Consider the following 16678-nt stretch of genomic DNA (forward strand, 5'->3'; position numbering starts at 1 on the left):
GAGCCGGCGTCAGCCCTCGTCGGTCTCGTACTCGACGAACACATCCAGCTCCAGCGCCAGTTCCTGCACCGCGTCGCGCACCTTCTGCGCGGTGCTTTCATTGCCGACTTCCACTTCCAGCTCGTGGATGCCCGGGCCGATGTCATCGGACAGCCCGGCCGAACTGGAATCGTCGTCGTCCATGTGCGGCATCAGGTCGTCGGTTTCCTCGACATGTTCGATGCCCTCCAGGCCGAGCAGCAGGTCGCTGATGGCGCGGGCGTCGTCTTCGGTTCCGGTGATGCGCAGTCGCAGCATGGCCATGGCGTAGGTACGTTGTGGAGTTGCCTGCAGCCTAGCCAGCGCCGGGCAAAGAACGGGTGAGGGCGCAGTCAGGCGCGTGTGGCCGGGCGTCCGAGCAGGCTGTCCGGCAATGCGGGAATCGGCGTGCGTTCGTCCTGCGCCTGCTCCAGCAACCAGTCGATGAACAGGCGTGCGGCCGGGCTCGGCGGTTGTCCTTCGGCGTGCACCACGTGATACGCATAGCGCGCCTTCAGCGCCGGGCCGGGCAGGCGTACCACCTCGTAGCGCTGCAGGTAGGGCTGCGCGATGTGGGTACGTGCCAGCACCGCGCCCATGCCGTACACCGCTGCACGCATCGCATCGGTGCTGTCGGCGAAGGTGTGCATCGGCGGCAGCGGCGAGGGCGGGCGCACGCCGGCATGACGGAACCAGTCGCGCCAGCCCTGCGGCGACAGGTCGGTCAGCAGCGGCAGGTCGGCGATGCGCGCCGGATCGACCAGTGCTTCGACCCCGGCCAGCGCCGGCGAGGCCACCGGGAACAGGTAGTCGTCCATCAGGTGCTGCGCACGCAGGCCCGGCCACTGGCCCAGACCGTAGCGGATGCCGACTTCCGGCCCATTGTCGTCGTAGCGATCCAGGCCGCTGCCGGTGTGCAGCTCGATGCGGATGTGCGGATGGGCCTGGGTGAAGCGCGGCAGCCGTGGCAGCAGCCAGCAGTAGGAGAGCGAGCGCAGCGTGGTGATCCGCAACGGCACGCTGTCGGCATCCGGCTGCAGGTGATGGGCGACGGCCGCAACATCGGTGAAGGCGGCGCTGGCGGCGTCGGCCAGTTGCCGGCCCTCGGCGGTCAGGCGCACGCCGCGGGCGTGGCGCAGGAACAGGCGTACTTCCAGCACTTCTTCCAGCCGGCGCACATGGTGGCTGACCGCGCTGGCGGTCAGGTGCAGCTCCTGCGCGGCCTGGGCGAAGTTCTGGTGGCGCGCGGCGACCGCGAACACGGCCAGTGCGGGGAGCAGGGAAGGGCGTAGCTGCATGTCGAGCCTCAAACCATATTTGTGGCTGGCAGCGATACTACGCGCTTGTGCGGCAGGCGTCTGCGCCCGATCCTGTCTGCCTTGACGAGGAATTGACGATGGACGGAGGCGAGGCATGAATGCGGTCCCACAGGCAGCCGAGCGCGACTGGCGCACACCGCTGGAATTGACCCTGCTGGGCGCCATCTGGGGCTGCTCGTTCCTGTTCATGCGGGTGGCGGTGCCGTCGTTCGGCCCGTTCGCGCTGGTCGAGGTGCGGCTGGTGCTGGGCGCGCTGGTGCTGCTGCCGTTCCTGTGGCGTGCCCGCGCGCAGTTCCCACCGCGGCGCTGGCTGTGGCTGGCACCGATCGGGCTGATCAACTCGGCGCTGCCGTTCGTGCTGTTCGCCTACGCGGCCGAGCGAGCCCCTGCGGCGATCGGCGCCATCTGCAATGCGATGACCGTGCTGTTTGCCGCGCTGATCGCCTTCCTGTTCTTCGGCGAGAAGATCGGCATGCGCCGCGCGGGCGCGTTGCTGGTCGGCTTCGCCGGCGTGGTGGTACTGGCCACGGCCAAAGTCTCGGGCCTGAGCATCGGCACTGCAGTGCTGGCTGGTGCGGCGGCCTCGCTGCTGTACGGCCTGGGCGTGAACCTGGTGAAGCGGCACATGACCGGCCTGCCCTCGGCGGCGGCCGCTGCTGCAACGCTGTCGTGTGCCTCGCTGTGGATGCTGCCGATGGCGGTGACCCACTGGCCGCAGGCGGCGATTCCACTGAAGGCGTGGGGCGCGGCGATTGCCTTGGGCGTGGCCTGCACCGGGCTGGCGTTCCTGATGTTCTACCGCCTGATCGGTCGTATCGGCCCGTCGCGGGCGTCGACGGTGACCTACCTGATTCCGCTGTTCGGTGCGGCGTTTGCGTGGTTGTTCCTGGGTGAGCCGGTGACGTTGCAGATGTTGATTGCCGGTGTGTTGATTCTGGGGAGCGTGGCGGTGAGTCAGAAGGGCTGAGCGCGCCGACGCACTGGTAGTGCCGGGCGCTGCCCGGCAGCTCTTTTCCGCGCCTGCGGAGAGGTGTCACTTTCTTTGCTCGTGCAAAGAAAGTAACCAAAGAAACACGCCGCCAGGCCGCGAGCCGGTGCTGCGCACCGGTGCCCTGCGCTCCTCGGCCCGTCGAGGGACGGCGCGGGAACTCGCTGCGCTCAGACACCCGCGCCTCTTCGCCCTCGCCAGACCTGCGGTGCTCGGCTCGCTCAAGGCGGACTGGAAGGTCAAGATCAACAGCAAAAGCATCCACGCATTGCGTGGATCTTCTGGGTGCAGCTGTGGCCTTTGAACTGGGTCCGCCTTGAGCGACCCGAGCATCGCAGGGGAATCAGGGGCGAAGAGGTGCCGATGTCCTGTAGAGCCGACTGCTAGTCGGCTGCCTTGTGCACACCGTCCCCTGATTCACCGAGAAGCGCAGGGGACCGACGTGCGAAACACGGCGGCTCGCGACCTGGCGGCGCGTTTCTTTTGGTTACTTTTCTTTGCGTACAAAGAAAAGTAACGCCCATGAACAGTGAAGCACCTTCAGCACGCGTCACGCGCAGGAAACCATCAGCGCACCGGCACCGGAATATTGCACAGATCGATATGCCCGGCCGGACGCTTGTAGAAATCATCCACGCGGTTGCGCCGCGCCTCCACCGTATCGGCGAAGGTCTTCGAGTCGGTACGCAGTACCTGGATCGGCGTGCGCTCGGCTGCCGGCACGTCGCTGGCGCGGCGGATCGACACGATCGGCGTGCGCAGTGTCGGGTCGGTGTAGAAGCCCATCGGCGCCGGCCCGCGCGGCGTCGCGCTGAGCAGTTCCATGCCCTTCAGCACGCGACCGACCAGGGTGATGTTGCGGTCCAGCTGGCGCGGCGACTGTCCGGTCACCACGTACAGTTCGGCACCGATGCTGCTGTCTTCCTCGTTGCTGCGGCCCGCGCCCAGCATGCCGTAGCAATGTGCCAGCCAGGCCTTGCCGGCCTGCGGGTCCTGGCCGACCGGGAAGCCGTCGACAAAACCGGTCTGCGCGGCCCAGCCATCGCGATCCGGCAGCACGCTGACCTTCAGGCCGGCGCTGGCGCGTTCGAACTCGGCCGGCAGCTTGCGCGCGGCGCTGCCGAACGGCTTGGCCTTGGCAGCGTCATCGGCGTCGGCATCGCCGAACTGCACCACGAAGTTGTCCTGCGAGCGGTAGATGCTGGTGCTGTCCCAGAAGTGCTCGTGGGCGAAGGTCTGGATGTTGGCGACATGGCGCGGGGCGAACTGCGGCGCCAGCTCGATGATCACCCGTCCGGCCGGCAGGTCCATGTACAGCAGGTTGGCCGGGTCCGGGGTGCGCCAGTCGCTGGCGGCCGAAGCGTCCAGGATCTGCTGCGGGCTGCGGTAAGGCGAGGCCGCGCTGGCCATGGCGGGCAACAGGCAGGCCAGGGCGAGGGCGGTCAGGGCAAGGCGACGACGGTGCGGCATGGGAACCCCGGAACATGAACGAGGCTTCGATTCTGCGCGAGCGGCCTGGTCTCGCCAACCGGCACGATGACTAACGACACATTCGCTATACCGAACTTCGCACTACTGTGGACTTCAACGTAGTGGAGGGCCGGTCATGTCCGAGGACGATGTCCACCTGAAGAAGTTCCAGAAGGAGCTCAGCGCCGGAACGGTGTCGCTGGCCCTGCTGGCGGTGCTGGCCCGGGCCGGGGAGCCGCTGTACGGCTACCTCATTGCCAAGGAGCTGGAGCGGGTGGGCGAGGGCGTGCTGAGCGGCAAGCAGAGCGCGCTGTACCCGGTACTGCGCAACCTGGAGGGCGCCGGCCTGCTGGAAAGCCATGTGGAACCTTCCAGCAGCGGGCCGCCGCGGCGCTACTACCGCATCAACGAACGTGGCCGCGAGGTGCTGGCGCAGTGGCGCCAGGCCTGGCAGGCCACCCGCGATTCCGTCGATTCCGTGTTGGAGGGGGTACCGCAATGAACGACCCGAGCCTGGCAGGCCGCGCCCTGCCCACGACCATCCCGCAGTACCTGGCGCAGCTGCGCGCGGCGCTGGAAGGTGCCGATCCGGCGATGGTGCAGGACGCGCTGTACGACGCCGAGGAATACCTGCGCTCGGAGCTGGCGGCGCAGCCCGGCCGCAGCGAGGCCGAGGTGATCGCCGACGTTGCCGGCAGCTATGGCGCGCCGGATGAAGTGGCCGACATCTACCGCGAGACCGAAGTGACGGTGAACCGCGCGCTGCGTACGCCGCGTGCGGATACCGCGCCGGTGCTGCGTGCAGCGGCGGAAGCCAGTGGCGTCGAGCCGGCCTCACCGCCGCAGGCGCCGGTGCAGCGTTCGCTGCTGGCGCGCTTCTTCGGCGTGGTGACCGATCCGCACACCTACGGTGCGCTGTTCTACATGCTGCTGTCGCTGGCCACCGGCATCTTCTTCTTCACCTGGGTGGTGACCGGCCTGTCATTGTCGCTGGGCCTGCTGATCCTGATCATCGGCATTCCGCTGACCGTGCTGTTCTTCGGCTCGGTGCGCGGGCTGGCGCTGCTGGAAGGACGGCTGGTGGAAGCGCTGCTGGGCGAGCGCATGCCGCGCCGCCCGCGTTACACCGACCGCAGCCGCACCTGGCTGCAGCGCATCGGCGACATGTTCACCGATGGCCGTACCTGGCTGACGCTGCTGTACTTCGTGCTGATGCTGCCGCTGGGCGTGATCTACTTCACCATCGCGGTGACGCTGCTGTCGCTGTCGCTGAGCCTGATCTGGGCGCCGGTCGCGGCGATCTTCAGTGGTGACATCCCCGGCGTGTACATCAACGACGTGAATGTGCTGCCGATGGCGGCCTCGCCGCTGGTGGCGATCGCGGTTGCTGCGGCGGGCGCACTGCTGCTGGTGCTGACGATGCACCTGGCACGCGGCATCGGCAAGCTGCATGGGCTGATTGCCAAGAACCTGCTGGTGCGGTTGTAACAGGCCAGGGGTCGGATCCCTGTTCGCAGAACAGGGCTCTGACCCCGGATCCCATCATGCTGGGGTCAGAGCCCTTTCCGTTGGAAAGGGATCCGACCCCGGGCGGGGCATTACCCCGCCTTGCGCCGCAACGGGGTGACGTTGCTCTTCTTCTTCGCGGCCTTCGCCGCCGGGGCTTCGGCATGCGCGGCGAAGAAGTCGCGCACCTTCGGGTACACCACCTCGCGCCAGCGACGGCCGCTGAAGATGCCGTAGTGGCCGGCACCTTCGACGATGAAATGCTCACGGCGGTCCGCAGTGATGCCGGTGCACAGCGCCTGCGCGGCTTCGGTCTGACCAAGGCCGGCGATGTCGTCCAGCTCGCCTTCGATGCTCAGCAACGCGGTATCGCGGATCGCCGACGGATCGACCTTCTCGCCGTTGACCACCCACTCGCCACGCGGCAGCAGGAAGTCCTGGAACACCACGCGGATGGTATCGAGGTAGTACCTGGCCGGCATGTCCAGCACCGCGTTGTACTCGTCGTAGAAACGACGGTGCGCGTCGGCGTCTTCCAGGTCGCCCTTGACCAGGTCGGTGTAGAAATCCCAGTGCGAGCTGAAGTGGCGGCTCGGGTTCATCGACAGGAAGCCGGCGTGCTGCAGGAAGCCCGGGTACACGCGGCGGCCGGCACCCGGATAGCTGGCCGGCACGGTGTGGATGACGTTGTTCTCGAACCACGACAGCGGGTTCTGCGTGGCCAGGTTGTTCACTGCGGTCGGGCTGCAGCGCGCATCGATCGGGCCACCCATCATCACCAGCGTGCGCGGCGTCGGTTCACCACGGCTGGCCATCAGTGAAACCGCGGCCAGCACCGGTACGGTCGGCTGGCACACGCTCACCACGTGCAGGCGTTCGACGCCGAGGTGGCGGATGAACTCCTGGATGTAGGCGATGTAGTCATCCAACCCGAACTCGCCTTCGCTGGCCGGCACCATGCGCGCGTCGACCCAGTCGGTGACGTACACGCGGTGGTCGCGCAGCAGCGTGCGCACGGTGTCGCGCAGCAGCGTGGCGTGGTGGCCGGACAGCGGCGCCACCACCAGCACGAACGGCTGGTTGAGCATGGTGTGCAGCTGGTCGGCTTCATTGCTGTGGCGCTTGAAGCGCAGCAGCTTGCAGAACGGCTTGCTCACTTCCTCGTGCACGACGATCGGCACGCGCTCGCCATCGACGTCGATTTCGTTGATGCCCCACTCGGGCTTCTCGTAATCCTTGCCGATGCGGTGGAAGAGTTCATTGACCGCCGCCAGGCGATCAGCACCGGGCATCTGCGACCACCAATGGCCCTGGTTGGCGAAGAATCTGGCGTTGGCCTGGGCCTGGTGCACCCAAGGGGCGAGCAGGTTGCGGGTCAGTTCGTGCAGTTGATAGAGCATGACGACCGAATATGTATGGTCATATGTTGCCGCGCAGCATATCCCATCCAGGTGTCCCGCAGGTTAAGTCGGCTGAAAATAATGAATCCGGATTCACATCCGTTCCAGCGCGGCCGCATCGCCCGCCAGGGCGGGGCCGAGCCAGCAGTGCGACCCTACCGGCTGCAGGCCCTGGCGGGCCAGCGTGCGGCGGTACCAGCGCGCCGGTCGGGCCTGGAAGCCGTCGTGGTCGCCTTCGAACGCGTCCTCGGCGGCGAAGGTCTCCAGGAAGGCCACGCCGCCGGTCAGCTCGGCCACGCCGGCCAGTCCTGCACGCAGCTCGCGGTCGGGCACGTAGTGCATCACGTCCGAACACACCAGCAGGTCAACCGGGGCGCAGGGCCGCAGCCAGGCGAAGTCGCCGAAGCGGGCCAGGTACAGGTTGCGGGTCCTGCCGTAGCGGCGCACAGCGTACTCGCTGCTGTCGAAGCCGAGATATTCGACCTTCGGACGCAGCTTCAGCAGCGGCGCGCGCCAGGCGCCTTCACCGCAGCCGATATCCAGCACGCTGCGGATCGGCCGCTCCAGGTAGTACTCGGCGCTGGCCACGGCCAACGCCACCTTGCGCGCCAGGCGGGCGCTGCCGCCGATGTCGGCACGGCGGTACCAGCGTTGGAAGTAGGCGGCGTCGTAGGTCTTGTCCATGGGGCGGTGCGCGATCGGGGAAAACGGCGCCTATCGTACGGTGTTGCGGCGCGCCATGCGTCGATGTGTCGCGGCGCGCGTGCCTGCGGCGGCTTCGCCACGGCATGCGAGAATGGCCGCCAACCTACGCCAGCCGCCGGAGCGAGCGCATGCAGAGCTACTACTGGGTCAAGACCTTCCACATCGTGTTCGTGGTGGCGTGGATGGCCACGGTGTTCTACCTGCCGCGCATCCTGGTGAACCTGGCCGAGACCGCGGGCCAGCCGGCGGTGACCGAGCGCCTACAGCTGATGGGCCTGCGCCTGTACCGCTTCGGCCACTCGATGTTCGGCCTGGCGTTCCTGCTCGGCCTGGTGCTGTGGCTGGGCTACAAGGTCATCCCCGATTTCCCGACCATGGTGGCTCCGGGAGCTGCCGGCTGGCTGCACGCCAAGCTGGGGCTGGTGGTGGTGCTGCTGGTGTACTTCGGCTGGACCGGCCGCCTGCTCAAGGGCGTGGCCAAGGGCCGGGCGCTGCCGTCGTCGCGCGCGCTGCGCTGGATCAACGAGATCCCGCTGCTGGCGTTCATTCCGATCGTGTGGCTGGTGCTGGCCAAGCCGTTCTGAGGCGGGGTCACCTGCGTCCGGTAGATCCACGCCATGCGTGGATGCTGTCAGGGCGCAAACGAAGGAGCCGGGCAAATGCCCGGCTCTTTCATTTCTGCAATCACCTCGTGTTGCCGGCCAGCAGCCGGCACTACCGGGCTTAGGCTGCTTCGTACGTGCCGTAACTGCGCAGGCGCGTGTAGCGCTGTTCCAGCAGCTGTTCGGTGGACAGCTTGTCCAGCGCGTCCAGTTCGTTCAGCAGCACGGCCTTCAGGCGCTTGGCCATCTGCGTCGGGTTGCGGTGGGCGCCACCGGTCGGCTCGCGCACGACCTTGTCGACCAGGCCCAGGCTCTTCAGGCGCGGCGCGGTCAGGCCCAGCTGTTCGGCCGCTTCCTTGGCCTTGCCCGCGTCCTTCCACAGGATCGAGGCGCAGCCTTCCGGGGTGATGGTCGAGTACACCGCGTATTCCAGCATCACGGTGCGGTCGCCCACACCCAGTGCCAACGCACCGCCGGAGCCGCCTTCACCGATCACGGTGCAGATGATCGGCACCTTCAGCTCGGCCATCTCGATCAGGTTGCGCGCGATCGCTTCGGACTGGCCGCGCGACTCGGCGTCGATGCCCGGCCAGGCGCCGGCGGTGTCGATCAGGGTCAGCACCGGCAGGCCGAAGCGCTCGGCCATCTTCATCAGGCGCAGTGCCTTGCGGTAACCCTCCGGCTTGGGCATGCCGAAGTTGCGCTTGATCTTTTCCTTGGTGTCGCGGCCCTTCTGGTGGCCGATCACCATTACCGCGCGGCCATTGATGCGGGCCAGGCCGCCCATGATCGCCTTGTCGTCGGCGAAGGCGCGGTCACCGGCCAGCTCCTGGAACTCATCGAACATGACGCGGAGGTAGTCGGCGGTGTACGGGCGCGACGGGTGGCGGGCCAGCTGCAGCACCTGCCACGAGGTCAGGTTGCGGAAGATCTGCGCGGTGCGCATGCGCAGCTTGTCCTGCAGCGCGTGCACTTCCGCCTCGACATTGACCGCCGGCCCGGCACTGGCGTTGCGCAGCTCCTGGATCTTGGCTTCCAGGTCGGCGATGGGTTGCTCGAAGTCGAGGTAGTTCGGATTCATCGGAAGCCGTCGTGTAAAGAAGGGGGGAATTCTAGCCGAATGCGTGCAAACCACCCGTACGCCTTCGTCTGGAAGGCGACGGTAGCGCAGCCGCGCAGGGGGCGCCAGTCAGCTCAGGGCACCACCAGGGCGCTGCGGCCCATCAACTGGCTGCGCTGGGAGACGAAGTCGTTGTAGGCCTCGTTGGCTTCCCGGCCAAGGCCGCTGCCCAGGGTGGCAGTGGCCGAGGTGAAGGCCATCTGCGCGGCGAAATCCTGCTTGCGCAGGGCCTTCTGTTCATCGGCGGTGGTGGCCTTCAGCCAGCGCGCGTAGACCTCGCGCAGGGGCGCGGCGTGGGCCTCGAAGGCCGGCACCAGCGCCGGCAGGCTGGCCGGGGCCGGTTCCAGGCTGTAGGCCGGGGCCACGTAGCCACCTGGTTGTTCGCGCTTGAACGCGCCGGGCTCGCCCATGCCTTCTTCCACGTAAGCGATGAAGTCGGGAGCGGTGAACACCTTGGCCACGATCTGGCCGCCGCTGGAATCAACGTGGGCCACCACCTTTTCCTTGGGGAAGGGTTCGCGCACGCCGTAGGTCCAGGTCTTGTCGATGAACAGGTCGTGGCGCTTCTCGAACGGGCCTTCGAAGTCGACGCCGCCGAGCTGGATACCGCTGTTGCCGACGCCGAAGTTCTTCACCTTGCTCTCGTCGGTGACGTAGATCTCGCGGGCGATCACGTACTCGCTGAGGGTCGGATTGATCAGCCCGCCACGACCGTCGACGTAGACGATGAAGCGCACATCACCGAGCTTGTCGGTATGCAGGCGATGCTCGCCGACAGCGAGCGAGACCGGGCGCGAGCCCTGTGCGGCCACCGGCAGGTCCTGGCCGTCGATGCTCAACGCCAGCGGCGTGTCGGTCGGGTTGTCGATCTGGAACTCGATCTTCGACGGGGAGCAGGCGGCCAGGGCCAGTGCGGCAGCGAACGGGAACAGCAGGGTCTTCATCGGCAATCGTCCTTGATACTTGGAACGGGGAAACAGGGGAGACAGGACAGTGAGGGAGCCAGCCTCAGCTGGCCCATGGCGGGCTGTAGCGCACCTTCAGCGTGCGCACGGCCGGGTCGGCGCGCAGCGCCTCCATCAGCTTGGAATCGATGCGTACCGCGCTCTGCCCGGACACATCGAGCATGCCGGCGACGCCGCCGTGCGGCCCCTTCAGCAGCAGGTCCAGGCGCAGTGGCGTCCGTCCCGGGCGATGGCGGTCGAGCAGCGCATCGATGCGCTCCCAGACCGGGCGCTGCTGGCGCAGGTCCAGGCGCAGCGACAGCCGCGTGGCGTAGTTGGCGCAGACCTCATCGAAGTCCCAGCACTGGCGGATGCGCAGCGCGAAGCCGCCATTGAACTCGTCCTCGCGCAGGCCGCCCTTGACCACCAGGATGCGGTCCTTGGTCATCAGGTGGCCGAACTCGGCCATCGCGTCGGAGAACGCGCTGCACTCGACGCGGCCACGTCCGTCCTCAAGCTGGATGAAGATCTGGCTCTCGCCCTTGCGGCGCACGCCGACCACCTGGCCGGCCAGCACCGTCTGCACTTCCGGGCGCCAGCGCTTTTCGCCGCCGCCGCCACCACCGCTGTTGGCGCTCCAGATCTTCTCCACCGAACCCAGGTCGTTGCCGACCAGATCGCGCACATCGTCGCGCCAGGGATCGAACGGGTGGCCACTGAGATAGAAGCCCAGCGTGTCGCGCTCGCCGTTCAGGCGCTGCAGCAGCGGCCACTCCTCGGCTTCGGGCAGGTCCAGCTGGATCGTGGTCGCGCTCGGGTCCGGGCCACCGAACAACGAGTTCTGTCCCGAAGCCCGCTCGCGGGCCATCTGGTCGGTAGCCTTGATCACCTCCGGCAGCTGCAGCATCAGCGAGGCACGGTTGCGGCCGAGCTCGTCCAACGCACCACAGTTGATCATCGCTTCCAGCGTGCGCCTGTTGAGCTTGGCCGAACCAACGCGCGTGCAGAAGTCGAGCAGGTCCTTGAACGGGCCGCCCTTCAGCCGCTCCTCGACCACCGCCTCGCAGGCACCCTGGCCGACGCCCTTGATCGCCCCGAGGCCGTACTGGATGGTGTCCGGCGTCACCGCTTCGAACATGAAGGCCGACTGGTTCACCTTGGGCGGCAGCACGGTCAGGCCGAGGTTGCGCACCTCGTCGAGGAAGCCGACCACTTTGTCGGTGTTGTCCAGATCGGACGACAGCGTGGCCGCCATGAACTCAGCCGGGTAATGGCGTTTCAGCCAGGCGGTCTGGTAACTGACCAGCGCGTAGGCAGCGGCGTGCGACTTGTTGAAGCCGTAGCCGGCGAACTTCTCCATCAGGTCGAAGATTTCGTCGGCCTTGGGGCCATCGACGCCGCCCTTGGCTGCACCTTCGCGGAAGATCTCGCGGTGCTTGGCCATTTCGGCCGGCACCTTCTTGCCCATCGCGCGGCGCAGCAGGTCGGCGCCGCCCAGCGAGTAGCCGCCGACGATCTGCGCCATCTGCATGACCTGCTCCTGGTACACCATGATGCCGTAGGTGTCCTTCAGGATGGCTTCGGTGCGCGGATCGGGATAGATGATCTCTTCCTGGCCGTGCTTACGCGCATTGAAGGAGGGAATCAGGTCCATCGGGCCGGGGCGGTACAGCGACACCAGCGCGATCAGATCTTCGAAACGGTCGGGGCGCGCGTCCTTCAGCAGGCGGCGCATGCCCGAGGATTCGAACTGGAACACCGCGCCGGTATTGCCGTTGGCGAAGATGTCCCTGTAGGTGGGCGTGTCGTCCAGCGGGATCGCGGCGATGTCCACCGGCGGGATGCCGGCGCGCTCATGGCGCTTGTTGATCGCCTTCACCGCCCAGTCGATGATGGTCAGCGTGCGCAGGCCCAGGAAGTCGAACTTCACCAGGCCCACTTCTTCCACGTCGTTCTTGTCGAACTGGGTGACCGGATTCTTGCCGAGGCCGTTCTCGTCGTGTTCGGCGTACAGCGGGCAGAACTCGCTCAGCGGCTCGGGCCCGATCACCACGCCACCGGCGTGCTTGCCGGCGTTGCGGGTCAGGTCTTCCAGCTGCAGCGCCAGGTCGATCAGGTCGCGGACATCGTCCTCGGTCTCGTAGCGCTGGATCAGTTCGGCCGACGCCATCTCAGAGCTCGGGCCTTCCTTGCCCTTGCCCAGCGCATCCTTCAGGTGGATGCCCAGAATGTTCGGAATCAGCTTGGAGACGCCGTCGACCAGGCCGTACGGGAAGCCGAGCACGCGGCCGGAGTCGCGCACCACCGCCTTGGCGGCCATGGTGCCGTAGGTGATGATCTGGCTGACGCGCTCGCGCCCGTACTTGCGGGCGACGTAGTCGATCACCTCGTCGCGGCGGTCCATGCAGAAGTCGATGTCGAAGTCGGGCATCGACACGCGTTCCGGGTTCAGGAAGCGCTCGAACAGCAGGTTGTACGGCAGCGGGTCCAGATCGGTGATCTTCAGCGCCCACGCCACCAGCGAACCGGCACCCGAACCACGGCCGGGGCCGATCGGAATACCCTGGTTCTTGCCCCACTGGATGAAGTCGGCCACGATCAGGAAGTAGCCCGGGAAGCCCATCTTGATGATGGTGTTGAGCTCGAATTCCAGGCGCTCGAAATACTCTTCGCGGGTCTTGCCCGGCGCCAGCGGATTCTTCTCCAGGCGCTCTTCCAGGCCATCGCGCGACATCTTCTGGATCCAGGTGTCCAGCGTCTCGTCGTCCGGCACCGGGTAGTTGGGCAGGAAGTAGGTGCCCAGCCGCATCTCGATGTTGCAGCGCTCGGCCAGCGCCAGCGTGTTGTCGATCGCATCGGGGATGTCGGCGAACAGCGCGCACATCTCCTCGGCCGACTTCAGATACTGCTGGTCGCTGTATTCGCGCGGGCGCTTGGGGTCGTCCAGCACGCGGCCGGTGGAAATGCACACGCGCGCTTCGTGCGCGCTGAAGTCCGACGGCGACAGGAAGCGCACGTCGTTGCTGGCCACCACCGGCAGGCCACGCTGGCCGGCGGCCATCAGCGCGAACTGGTTGAAGGTTTCCTCGCCCTCGCGGCCGGTGCGGGTCAGCTCCAGGTGCAGGCCATCGCCGAACACGCGCTGCCAGTCGGCCAGCTGCTGCTCGGCCAGTTCATGCTTGCCGTCCAGCGCCAGGCGCCCGGCCAGGCTCTGCCGCCCGGCCAATGCGAACAGGTTGGCGTTGCCGGCCTTCAGCCAGTCCGGGTGCACGGCCACGCCGCCCTCGGGGCGATGGCCTTCCATCCAGGCGCGGGTCAGCAGCCGCGACAGGCTCAGGTAACCCTCGCGGTCGCGGCACAGCAGGGTCATCCGCCACGGGTCCTGGCCTTCCTCGGCGATCAGCACGTCGGCACCGGCGATCGGCTTGATGCCCACGCCTTCGGCGGCCTTGTAGAACTTGACCAGGGCGAACAGGTTGTTGAGGTCGGTCACCGCCAGCGCGGGCAGGCCGAGTTCGACCGAGCGCGACAGCAGGTTGGCCTGCTTGGCCTTCTTCGGGTCCGCCTGGTCCGGTTTGGCCGGCACACGGATGGTGGAGTCCGCCAGCGAGAACTCGGTGTGGACGTGGAGATGTACGAAGCGGGAGTTGGACATGCCGGACCAGGTTGGAGCGCGCGGGCCCCGGGTGCTGACGGACGATCGTCGCCGGGGTCGGGAAGCGCTGGAATGCCCGGTCAGGGTAGCGAGGGCAGGGGGTTGCCACAAGGCTTGACAGGGGCACGGCGTGGCGCCGGATTCAGGCGTGCGGGAGGCCGCCTTCTGTAGAGCCGAGCCCATGCTCGGCTGTCCACAGCAGCCGAGCATGGGCTCGGCTCTACAACTCCAGCAGGCTCAGGCGATGGCCGCCGCCTGCGTCAGGCCCTGGCACTCACGCACCGGGGCGAAGCTGCGCCGGTGCTCCATGCAGGGGCCGTGCTCGCGCAGGGCGGCCAGGTGGGCCGGGGTGCCATAGCCCTTGTGCTGTTCGAAGCCGTACTGCGGGTGGCGGGTATGCACGTCCTGCATGTAACGGTCGCGCGAAACCTTGGCCAGGATCGAGGCGGCCATGATCGCGCGGTCGATGCCATCGCCGCCGACCAGCGCCTGCGCCGGCAGCACCAGGCCCTTGGGCACCACGTTGCCATCGATGCGGGCGAAGCCGGCCACATGGGCAACCGCTGCAACGACGTCACGCATGCCCTGCAGGGTGGCCTGGTAGATGTTCAGGCGGTCGATGGTGTCCACGTCCACCAGCACCACGTGCCAGGCCAGGGCACGCTCGATGATGCGGTCATGCAGCTGCTCGCGGCGGGCCGCCGTCAACTGCTTGGAATCGTCCAGGCCGTTGATGCGTGGCCGTGACGGATCGAATACCACCGCCGCCACTGCCACCGGCCCGGCCAGCGGGCCACGTCCGGCCTCGTCGACGCCAGCGACCAGGTGTTCCGGCTCGACCACCGTCGCGCCGTCGAACAGGGCCAGGCTGGCCGCTGCGGCGTGACGGCGGCTCATGCCTGCGCCTGGTCGCGCATCAGCAGTTCGCCGACGGCATCGGCGGCACGCGCCGAAGCATTGCGGCGCAGGCGCTCGTGCAGTCGCACGTACGTGTCCTGCAGGTCGATCACCCGCTGCGGGTGGTCGAACCATTGCTGGATGGCCGCGGCCAGCCTGTCCGGCGTGCAGTCGTGCTGCATCAGCTCCGGCGCCAGGTCCTGGCCGGCCAGGATGTTGGGCAGGGCGAAGCGGTCGACCTTGATCAGGCCCAGCGCCTTGACCAGGCGATAGGTCAGTTCGTTGACGCGGTAACCGACGACCATCGGCCGCTTCACCAGCATGGCTTCCAGGGTCGCGGTGCCGGAGGCCAGCACCACCACGTCGGCGGCGATCATCGCGTTGCGCGCCTGGCCATCCAGCACGTGCGAGTAGGCCACCGGCAATGCCGAGCGCGACAGCTGTTCTTCGATCAGCTGCCGGCAGGCCGGGTTGGCGGCAGGCACCACCACATGCAGGCCCGGAATGCGTTCAGAGACCTGCCAGGCGGCTTCGAAGAAGGGTTCGCCCAGGCGCGAGATCTCGCCCAGGCGGCTGCCCGGCAACACCGCCAGCACCTTGGCCGAGGTCGGCAGCCCGAGCGCGGCACGGGCTTCCTCGCGGTTGCCCTGCAGCGGAATGTCATCGGCCATCGGGTGGCCGACGAAGCGTGCGTCGATGCCGTGCCTGGCATAGATCGGCGGTTCCATCGGGAACAGGCACAGCACCAGGTCCGCGCTGCTGCCGATCTTCTCGGCGCGCTTCTCGCGCCAGGCCCAGACCGAGGGACTGACGTAATGCACGGTGCGCACGCCGCGTTGCTTCAGCCAGCGCTCGATGCCCAGGTTGAAGTCGGGTGCGTCGATGCCGATGAACACGTCCGGCTGCCATTCCAGGGCGCGCTGGCGGAACGCCGAGCGCAGCTTGAGCAGCCGCGGCAGGTGGCGCAGCACTTCGGTCAGGCCCATCACCGCCAGCTCGCTGGCATCGTGCCAGGTCTGGCAGCCGGCGCTGCGCATGGCATCGCCGCCAATGCCGGCGAACTCGGCATTCGGGAAGCGCGCCTTCAGTTCACGCACCAGGCCCGCACCGAGCAGGTCGCCGGACGCTTCGCCGGCAACCAGCGCGATCCGCAACGGGCGCTCGCTGAGCACCCGCTGTGCGGGAACGCTGCCGGCCATCGAGGCCAACGGAATCACCGCGGCGCCGGCCGCCGCCTGGCCGGTCGTGCTGCTCATCGCAGCAAGGGCCTCTCGGCGTGCTCGATGAAGTCCAGCATGGCCTTCACGTCATTGCTGTCACGCGCCTGTTCGGTCAGCTGCTGCTTGGCTTCGGCCAACGGCAGGCCGGCCACGTACAGCGTGCGGTAGGCCCGCTTGATGGCCGAGATGCGGTCGGCGTCGAAGCCGCGGCGCTTCAGGCCTTCGCTGTTGATGCCGCGCGGGCGGCCCAGCGAATCGGTACCGACCATGGTGAACGGCGGTACATCGCCATTGGTCAGCGCGCCCATGCCGAGGAAGGCATGCGCACCGATGCGGCAGAACTGGTGGGCACCGGCGAAGCCGCTGATGATCACGTAGTCGCCCACGGTCACGTGGCCGGCCAGGGTGGTGTTGTTGGAGAACACGCAGAAATTGCCGACATGGCAGTCGTGCGCCACGTGCGTGTAGGCCAGCATCCAGTTGTCGTTGCCGATGGTGGTGATGCCGCCGCCGCCGCCGGTGCCACGGTTGAGCGTGACGAACTCGCGGAACACGTTGCGGTCGCCGATCACCAGTTCGGTGCGCTCACCGGCGAACTTCTTGTCCTGCGGCTCGCCACCGATCGCGGCATGACCGACGAAGCGGTTGTCGCGGCCGATCCGGGTCGGGCCGTGGATGCTGCAATGGGGGCCCACCACCGTGCCGGCGCCGATTTCAACATCGGGGCCGATCAGGGTGAAGGCGCCCACCTGCACATCGTCGGCCAGGCGCGCGGCCGGATCGATGACGGCGGTGGGGTGGATCCGCGGTGCGTTGTCAGTCATTGCTGCCTCC

15 protein-coding genes are annotated in these 16678 nt (G+C 67.5%); 4 read left to right on the forward strand and 11 right to left on the reverse strand.

The window, feature by feature from the left end:
• Positions 1–9: 9 nt before the first annotated feature.
• Together AC5JLE_RS00655 and AC5JLE_RS00660 are read right to left on the reverse strand one after the other, a co-directional pair.
• A complete protein-coding gene (locus AC5JLE_RS00655) occupies positions 10–303 on the reverse strand; it encodes a hypothetical protein (protein ID WP_005408721.1) in 294 nt (97 codons plus the stop codon).
• 68 nt (positions 304–371) lie between these two features.
• Positions 372–1316 (reverse strand): LysR substrate-binding domain-containing protein, encoded by a 945-nt coding sequence (locus tag AC5JLE_RS00660; RefSeq protein ID WP_014646480.1) that lies wholly within the window; start codon positions 1314–1316, stop codon positions 372–374.
• A 115-nt stretch (positions 1317–1431) separates the two neighbouring features.
• On the opposite strand from AC5JLE_RS00660, the gene AC5JLE_RS00665 reads away from it, so the two are divergent.
• Positions 1432–2304 carry a DMT family transporter gene (locus tag AC5JLE_RS00665; protein WP_014646481.1) on the forward strand — a complete coding sequence of 291 codons (873 nt, stop codon included), beginning with the start codon at positions 1432–1434 and terminating at the stop codon, positions 2302–2304.
• 588 nt (positions 2305–2892) lie between these two features.
• Here the strand turns inward: AC5JLE_RS00665 and AC5JLE_RS00670 are convergent.
• The gene (locus AC5JLE_RS00670) at positions 2893–3795 is read right to left on the reverse strand and encodes a peptidylprolyl isomerase (protein ID WP_241884172.1); all 903 of its coding nucleotides are present in this window, start codon (positions 3793–3795) and stop codon (positions 2893–2895) included.
• A 136-nt stretch (positions 3796–3931) separates the two neighbouring features.
• Between AC5JLE_RS00670 and AC5JLE_RS00675 the strand changes: the two genes are divergently transcribed.
• Both AC5JLE_RS00675 and AC5JLE_RS00680 read left to right on the forward strand, forming a co-directional pair.
• A complete protein-coding gene (locus AC5JLE_RS00675) occupies positions 3932–4297 on the forward strand; it encodes a PadR family transcriptional regulator (protein ID WP_004150914.1) in 366 nt (121 codons plus the stop codon).
• Positions 4294–5283, forward strand: coding sequence for a sensor domain-containing protein (locus tag AC5JLE_RS00680; RefSeq protein ID WP_014646483.1), 990 nt, complete (start codon positions 4294–4296; stop codon positions 5281–5283). The genes AC5JLE_RS00675 and AC5JLE_RS00680 overlap by 4 nt, the downstream gene beginning before the upstream one ends.
• A 110-nt stretch (positions 5284–5393) precedes the next feature.
• Here AC5JLE_RS00680 and AC5JLE_RS00685 read toward each other — a convergent pair whose 3' ends face one another.
• Both AC5JLE_RS00685 and AC5JLE_RS00690 read right to left on the reverse strand, forming a co-directional pair.
• Complete coding sequence (locus tag AC5JLE_RS00685) at positions 5394–6701, reverse strand: polyhydroxyalkanoate depolymerase (RefSeq protein ID WP_014646484.1); 1308 nt, start codon at positions 6699–6701, stop codon at positions 5394–5396.
• A 93-nt stretch (positions 6702–6794) separates the two neighbouring features.
• Positions 6795–7385, reverse strand: coding sequence for a class I SAM-dependent DNA methyltransferase (locus AC5JLE_RS00690; RefSeq protein ID WP_164166054.1), 591 nt, complete (start codon positions 7383–7385; stop codon positions 6795–6797).
• Positions 7386–7534: 149 nt separating this feature from the next.
• Here AC5JLE_RS00690 and AC5JLE_RS00695 point away from each other — a divergent pair, with 149 nt between their 5' ends.
• The gene (locus tag AC5JLE_RS00695) at positions 7535–7990 is read left to right on the forward strand and encodes a CopD family protein (protein ID WP_014646486.1); all 456 of its coding nucleotides are present in this window, start codon (positions 7535–7537) and stop codon (positions 7988–7990) included.
• A 139-nt stretch (positions 7991–8129) separates the two neighbouring features.
• Here AC5JLE_RS00695 and AC5JLE_RS00700 read toward each other — a convergent pair whose 3' ends face one another.
• From AC5JLE_RS00700 to lpxA, 6 genes are all read right to left on the reverse strand, one after another.
• Positions 8130–9089 carry an acetyl-CoA carboxylase carboxyltransferase subunit alpha gene (locus AC5JLE_RS00700; RefSeq protein WP_014646487.1) on the reverse strand — a complete coding sequence of 320 codons (960 nt, stop codon included), beginning with the start codon at positions 9087–9089 and terminating at the stop codon, positions 8130–8132.
• Between the two features lie 113 nt (positions 9090–9202).
• Entirely contained in the window at positions 9203–10072 is an 870-nt protein-coding gene (locus tag AC5JLE_RS00705) for a hypothetical protein (RefSeq protein WP_014646488.1), read from the reverse strand.
• Between the two features lie 64 nt (positions 10073–10136).
• Positions 10137–13727 carry a DNA polymerase III subunit alpha gene (dnaE, locus tag AC5JLE_RS00710; RefSeq protein WP_014646489.1) on the reverse strand — a complete coding sequence of 1197 codons (3591 nt, stop codon included), beginning with the start codon at positions 13725–13727 and terminating at the stop codon, positions 10137–10139.
• Between the two features lie 237 nt (positions 13728–13964).
• The gene (rnhB, locus tag AC5JLE_RS00715) at positions 13965–14624 is read right to left on the reverse strand and encodes a ribonuclease HII (RefSeq protein ID WP_496064914.1); all 660 of its coding nucleotides are present in this window, start codon (positions 14622–14624) and stop codon (positions 13965–13967) included.
• On the reverse strand, positions 14621–15823 hold the full coding sequence (lpxB, locus tag AC5JLE_RS00720; RefSeq protein ID WP_134967132.1) for a lipid-A-disaccharide synthase: 1203 nt from the start codon (positions 15821–15823) through the stop codon (positions 14621–14623). Before lpxB ends, rnhB begins: the two co-directional genes overlap by 4 nt.
• Before the next feature lie 53 nt (positions 15824–15876).
• On the reverse strand, positions 15877–16668 hold the full coding sequence (lpxA, locus tag AC5JLE_RS00725) for an acyl-ACP--UDP-N-acetylglucosamine O-acyltransferase (protein ID WP_014646492.1): 792 nt from the start codon (positions 16666–16668) through the stop codon (positions 15877–15879).
• Between the last annotated feature and the right edge of the window lie 10 nt (positions 16669–16678).

The organism is Stenotrophomonas sp. (genome assembly GCF_059505245.1).

Coding starts and splice junctions, on each gene's coding strand:
- AC5JLE_RS00655 (WP_005408721.1), bottom strand. CDS start 303: ATGGCCATGCTGCGACTGCGCATCACCGGAACCGAAGACGACGCCCGC.
- AC5JLE_RS00660 (WP_014646480.1), bottom strand. CDS start 1,316: ATGCAGCTACGCCCTTCCCTGCTCCCCGCACTGGCCGTGTTCGCGGTC.
- AC5JLE_RS00665 (WP_014646481.1), top strand. CDS start 1,432: ATGAATGCGGTCCCACAGGCAGCCGAGCGCGACTGGCGCACACCGCTG.
- AC5JLE_RS00670 (WP_241884172.1), bottom strand. CDS start 3,795: ATGCCGCACCGTCGTCGCCTTGCCCTGACCGCCCTCGCCCTGGCCTGC.
- AC5JLE_RS00675 (WP_004150914.1), top strand. CDS start 3,932: ATGTCCGAGGACGATGTCCACCTGAAGAAGTTCCAGAAGGAGCTCAGC.
- AC5JLE_RS00680 (WP_014646483.1), top strand. CDS start 4,294: ATGAACGACCCGAGCCTGGCAGGCCGCGCCCTGCCCACGACCATCCCG.
- AC5JLE_RS00685 (WP_014646484.1), bottom strand. CDS start 6,701: ATGCTCTATCAACTGCACGAACTGACCCGCAACCTGCTCGCCCCTTGG.
- AC5JLE_RS00690 (WP_164166054.1), bottom strand. CDS start 7,385: ATGGACAAGACCTACGACGCCGCCTACTTCCAACGCTGGTACCGCCGT.
- AC5JLE_RS00695 (WP_014646486.1), top strand. CDS start 7,535: ATGCAGAGCTACTACTGGGTCAAGACCTTCCACATCGTGTTCGTGGTG.
- AC5JLE_RS00700 (WP_014646487.1), bottom strand. CDS start 9,089: ATGAATCCGAACTACCTCGACTTCGAGCAACCCATCGCCGACCTGGAA.
- AC5JLE_RS00705 (WP_014646488.1), bottom strand. CDS start 10,072: ATGAAGACCCTGCTGTTCCCGTTCGCTGCCGCACTGGCCCTGGCCGCC.
- dnaE (WP_014646489.1), bottom strand. CDS start 13,727: ATGTCCAACTCCCGCTTCGTACATCTCCACGTCCACACCGAGTTCTCG.
- rnhB (WP_496064914.1), bottom strand. CDS start 14,624: ATGAGCCGCCGTCACGCCGCAGCGGCCAGCCTGGCCCTGTTCGACGGC.
- lpxB (WP_134967132.1), bottom strand. CDS start 15,823: ATGGCCGGCAGCGTTCCCGCACAGCGGGTGCTCAGCGAGCGCCCGTTG.
- lpxA (WP_014646492.1), bottom strand. CDS start 16,668: ATGACTGACAACGCACCGCGGATCCACCCCACCGCCGTCATCGATCCG.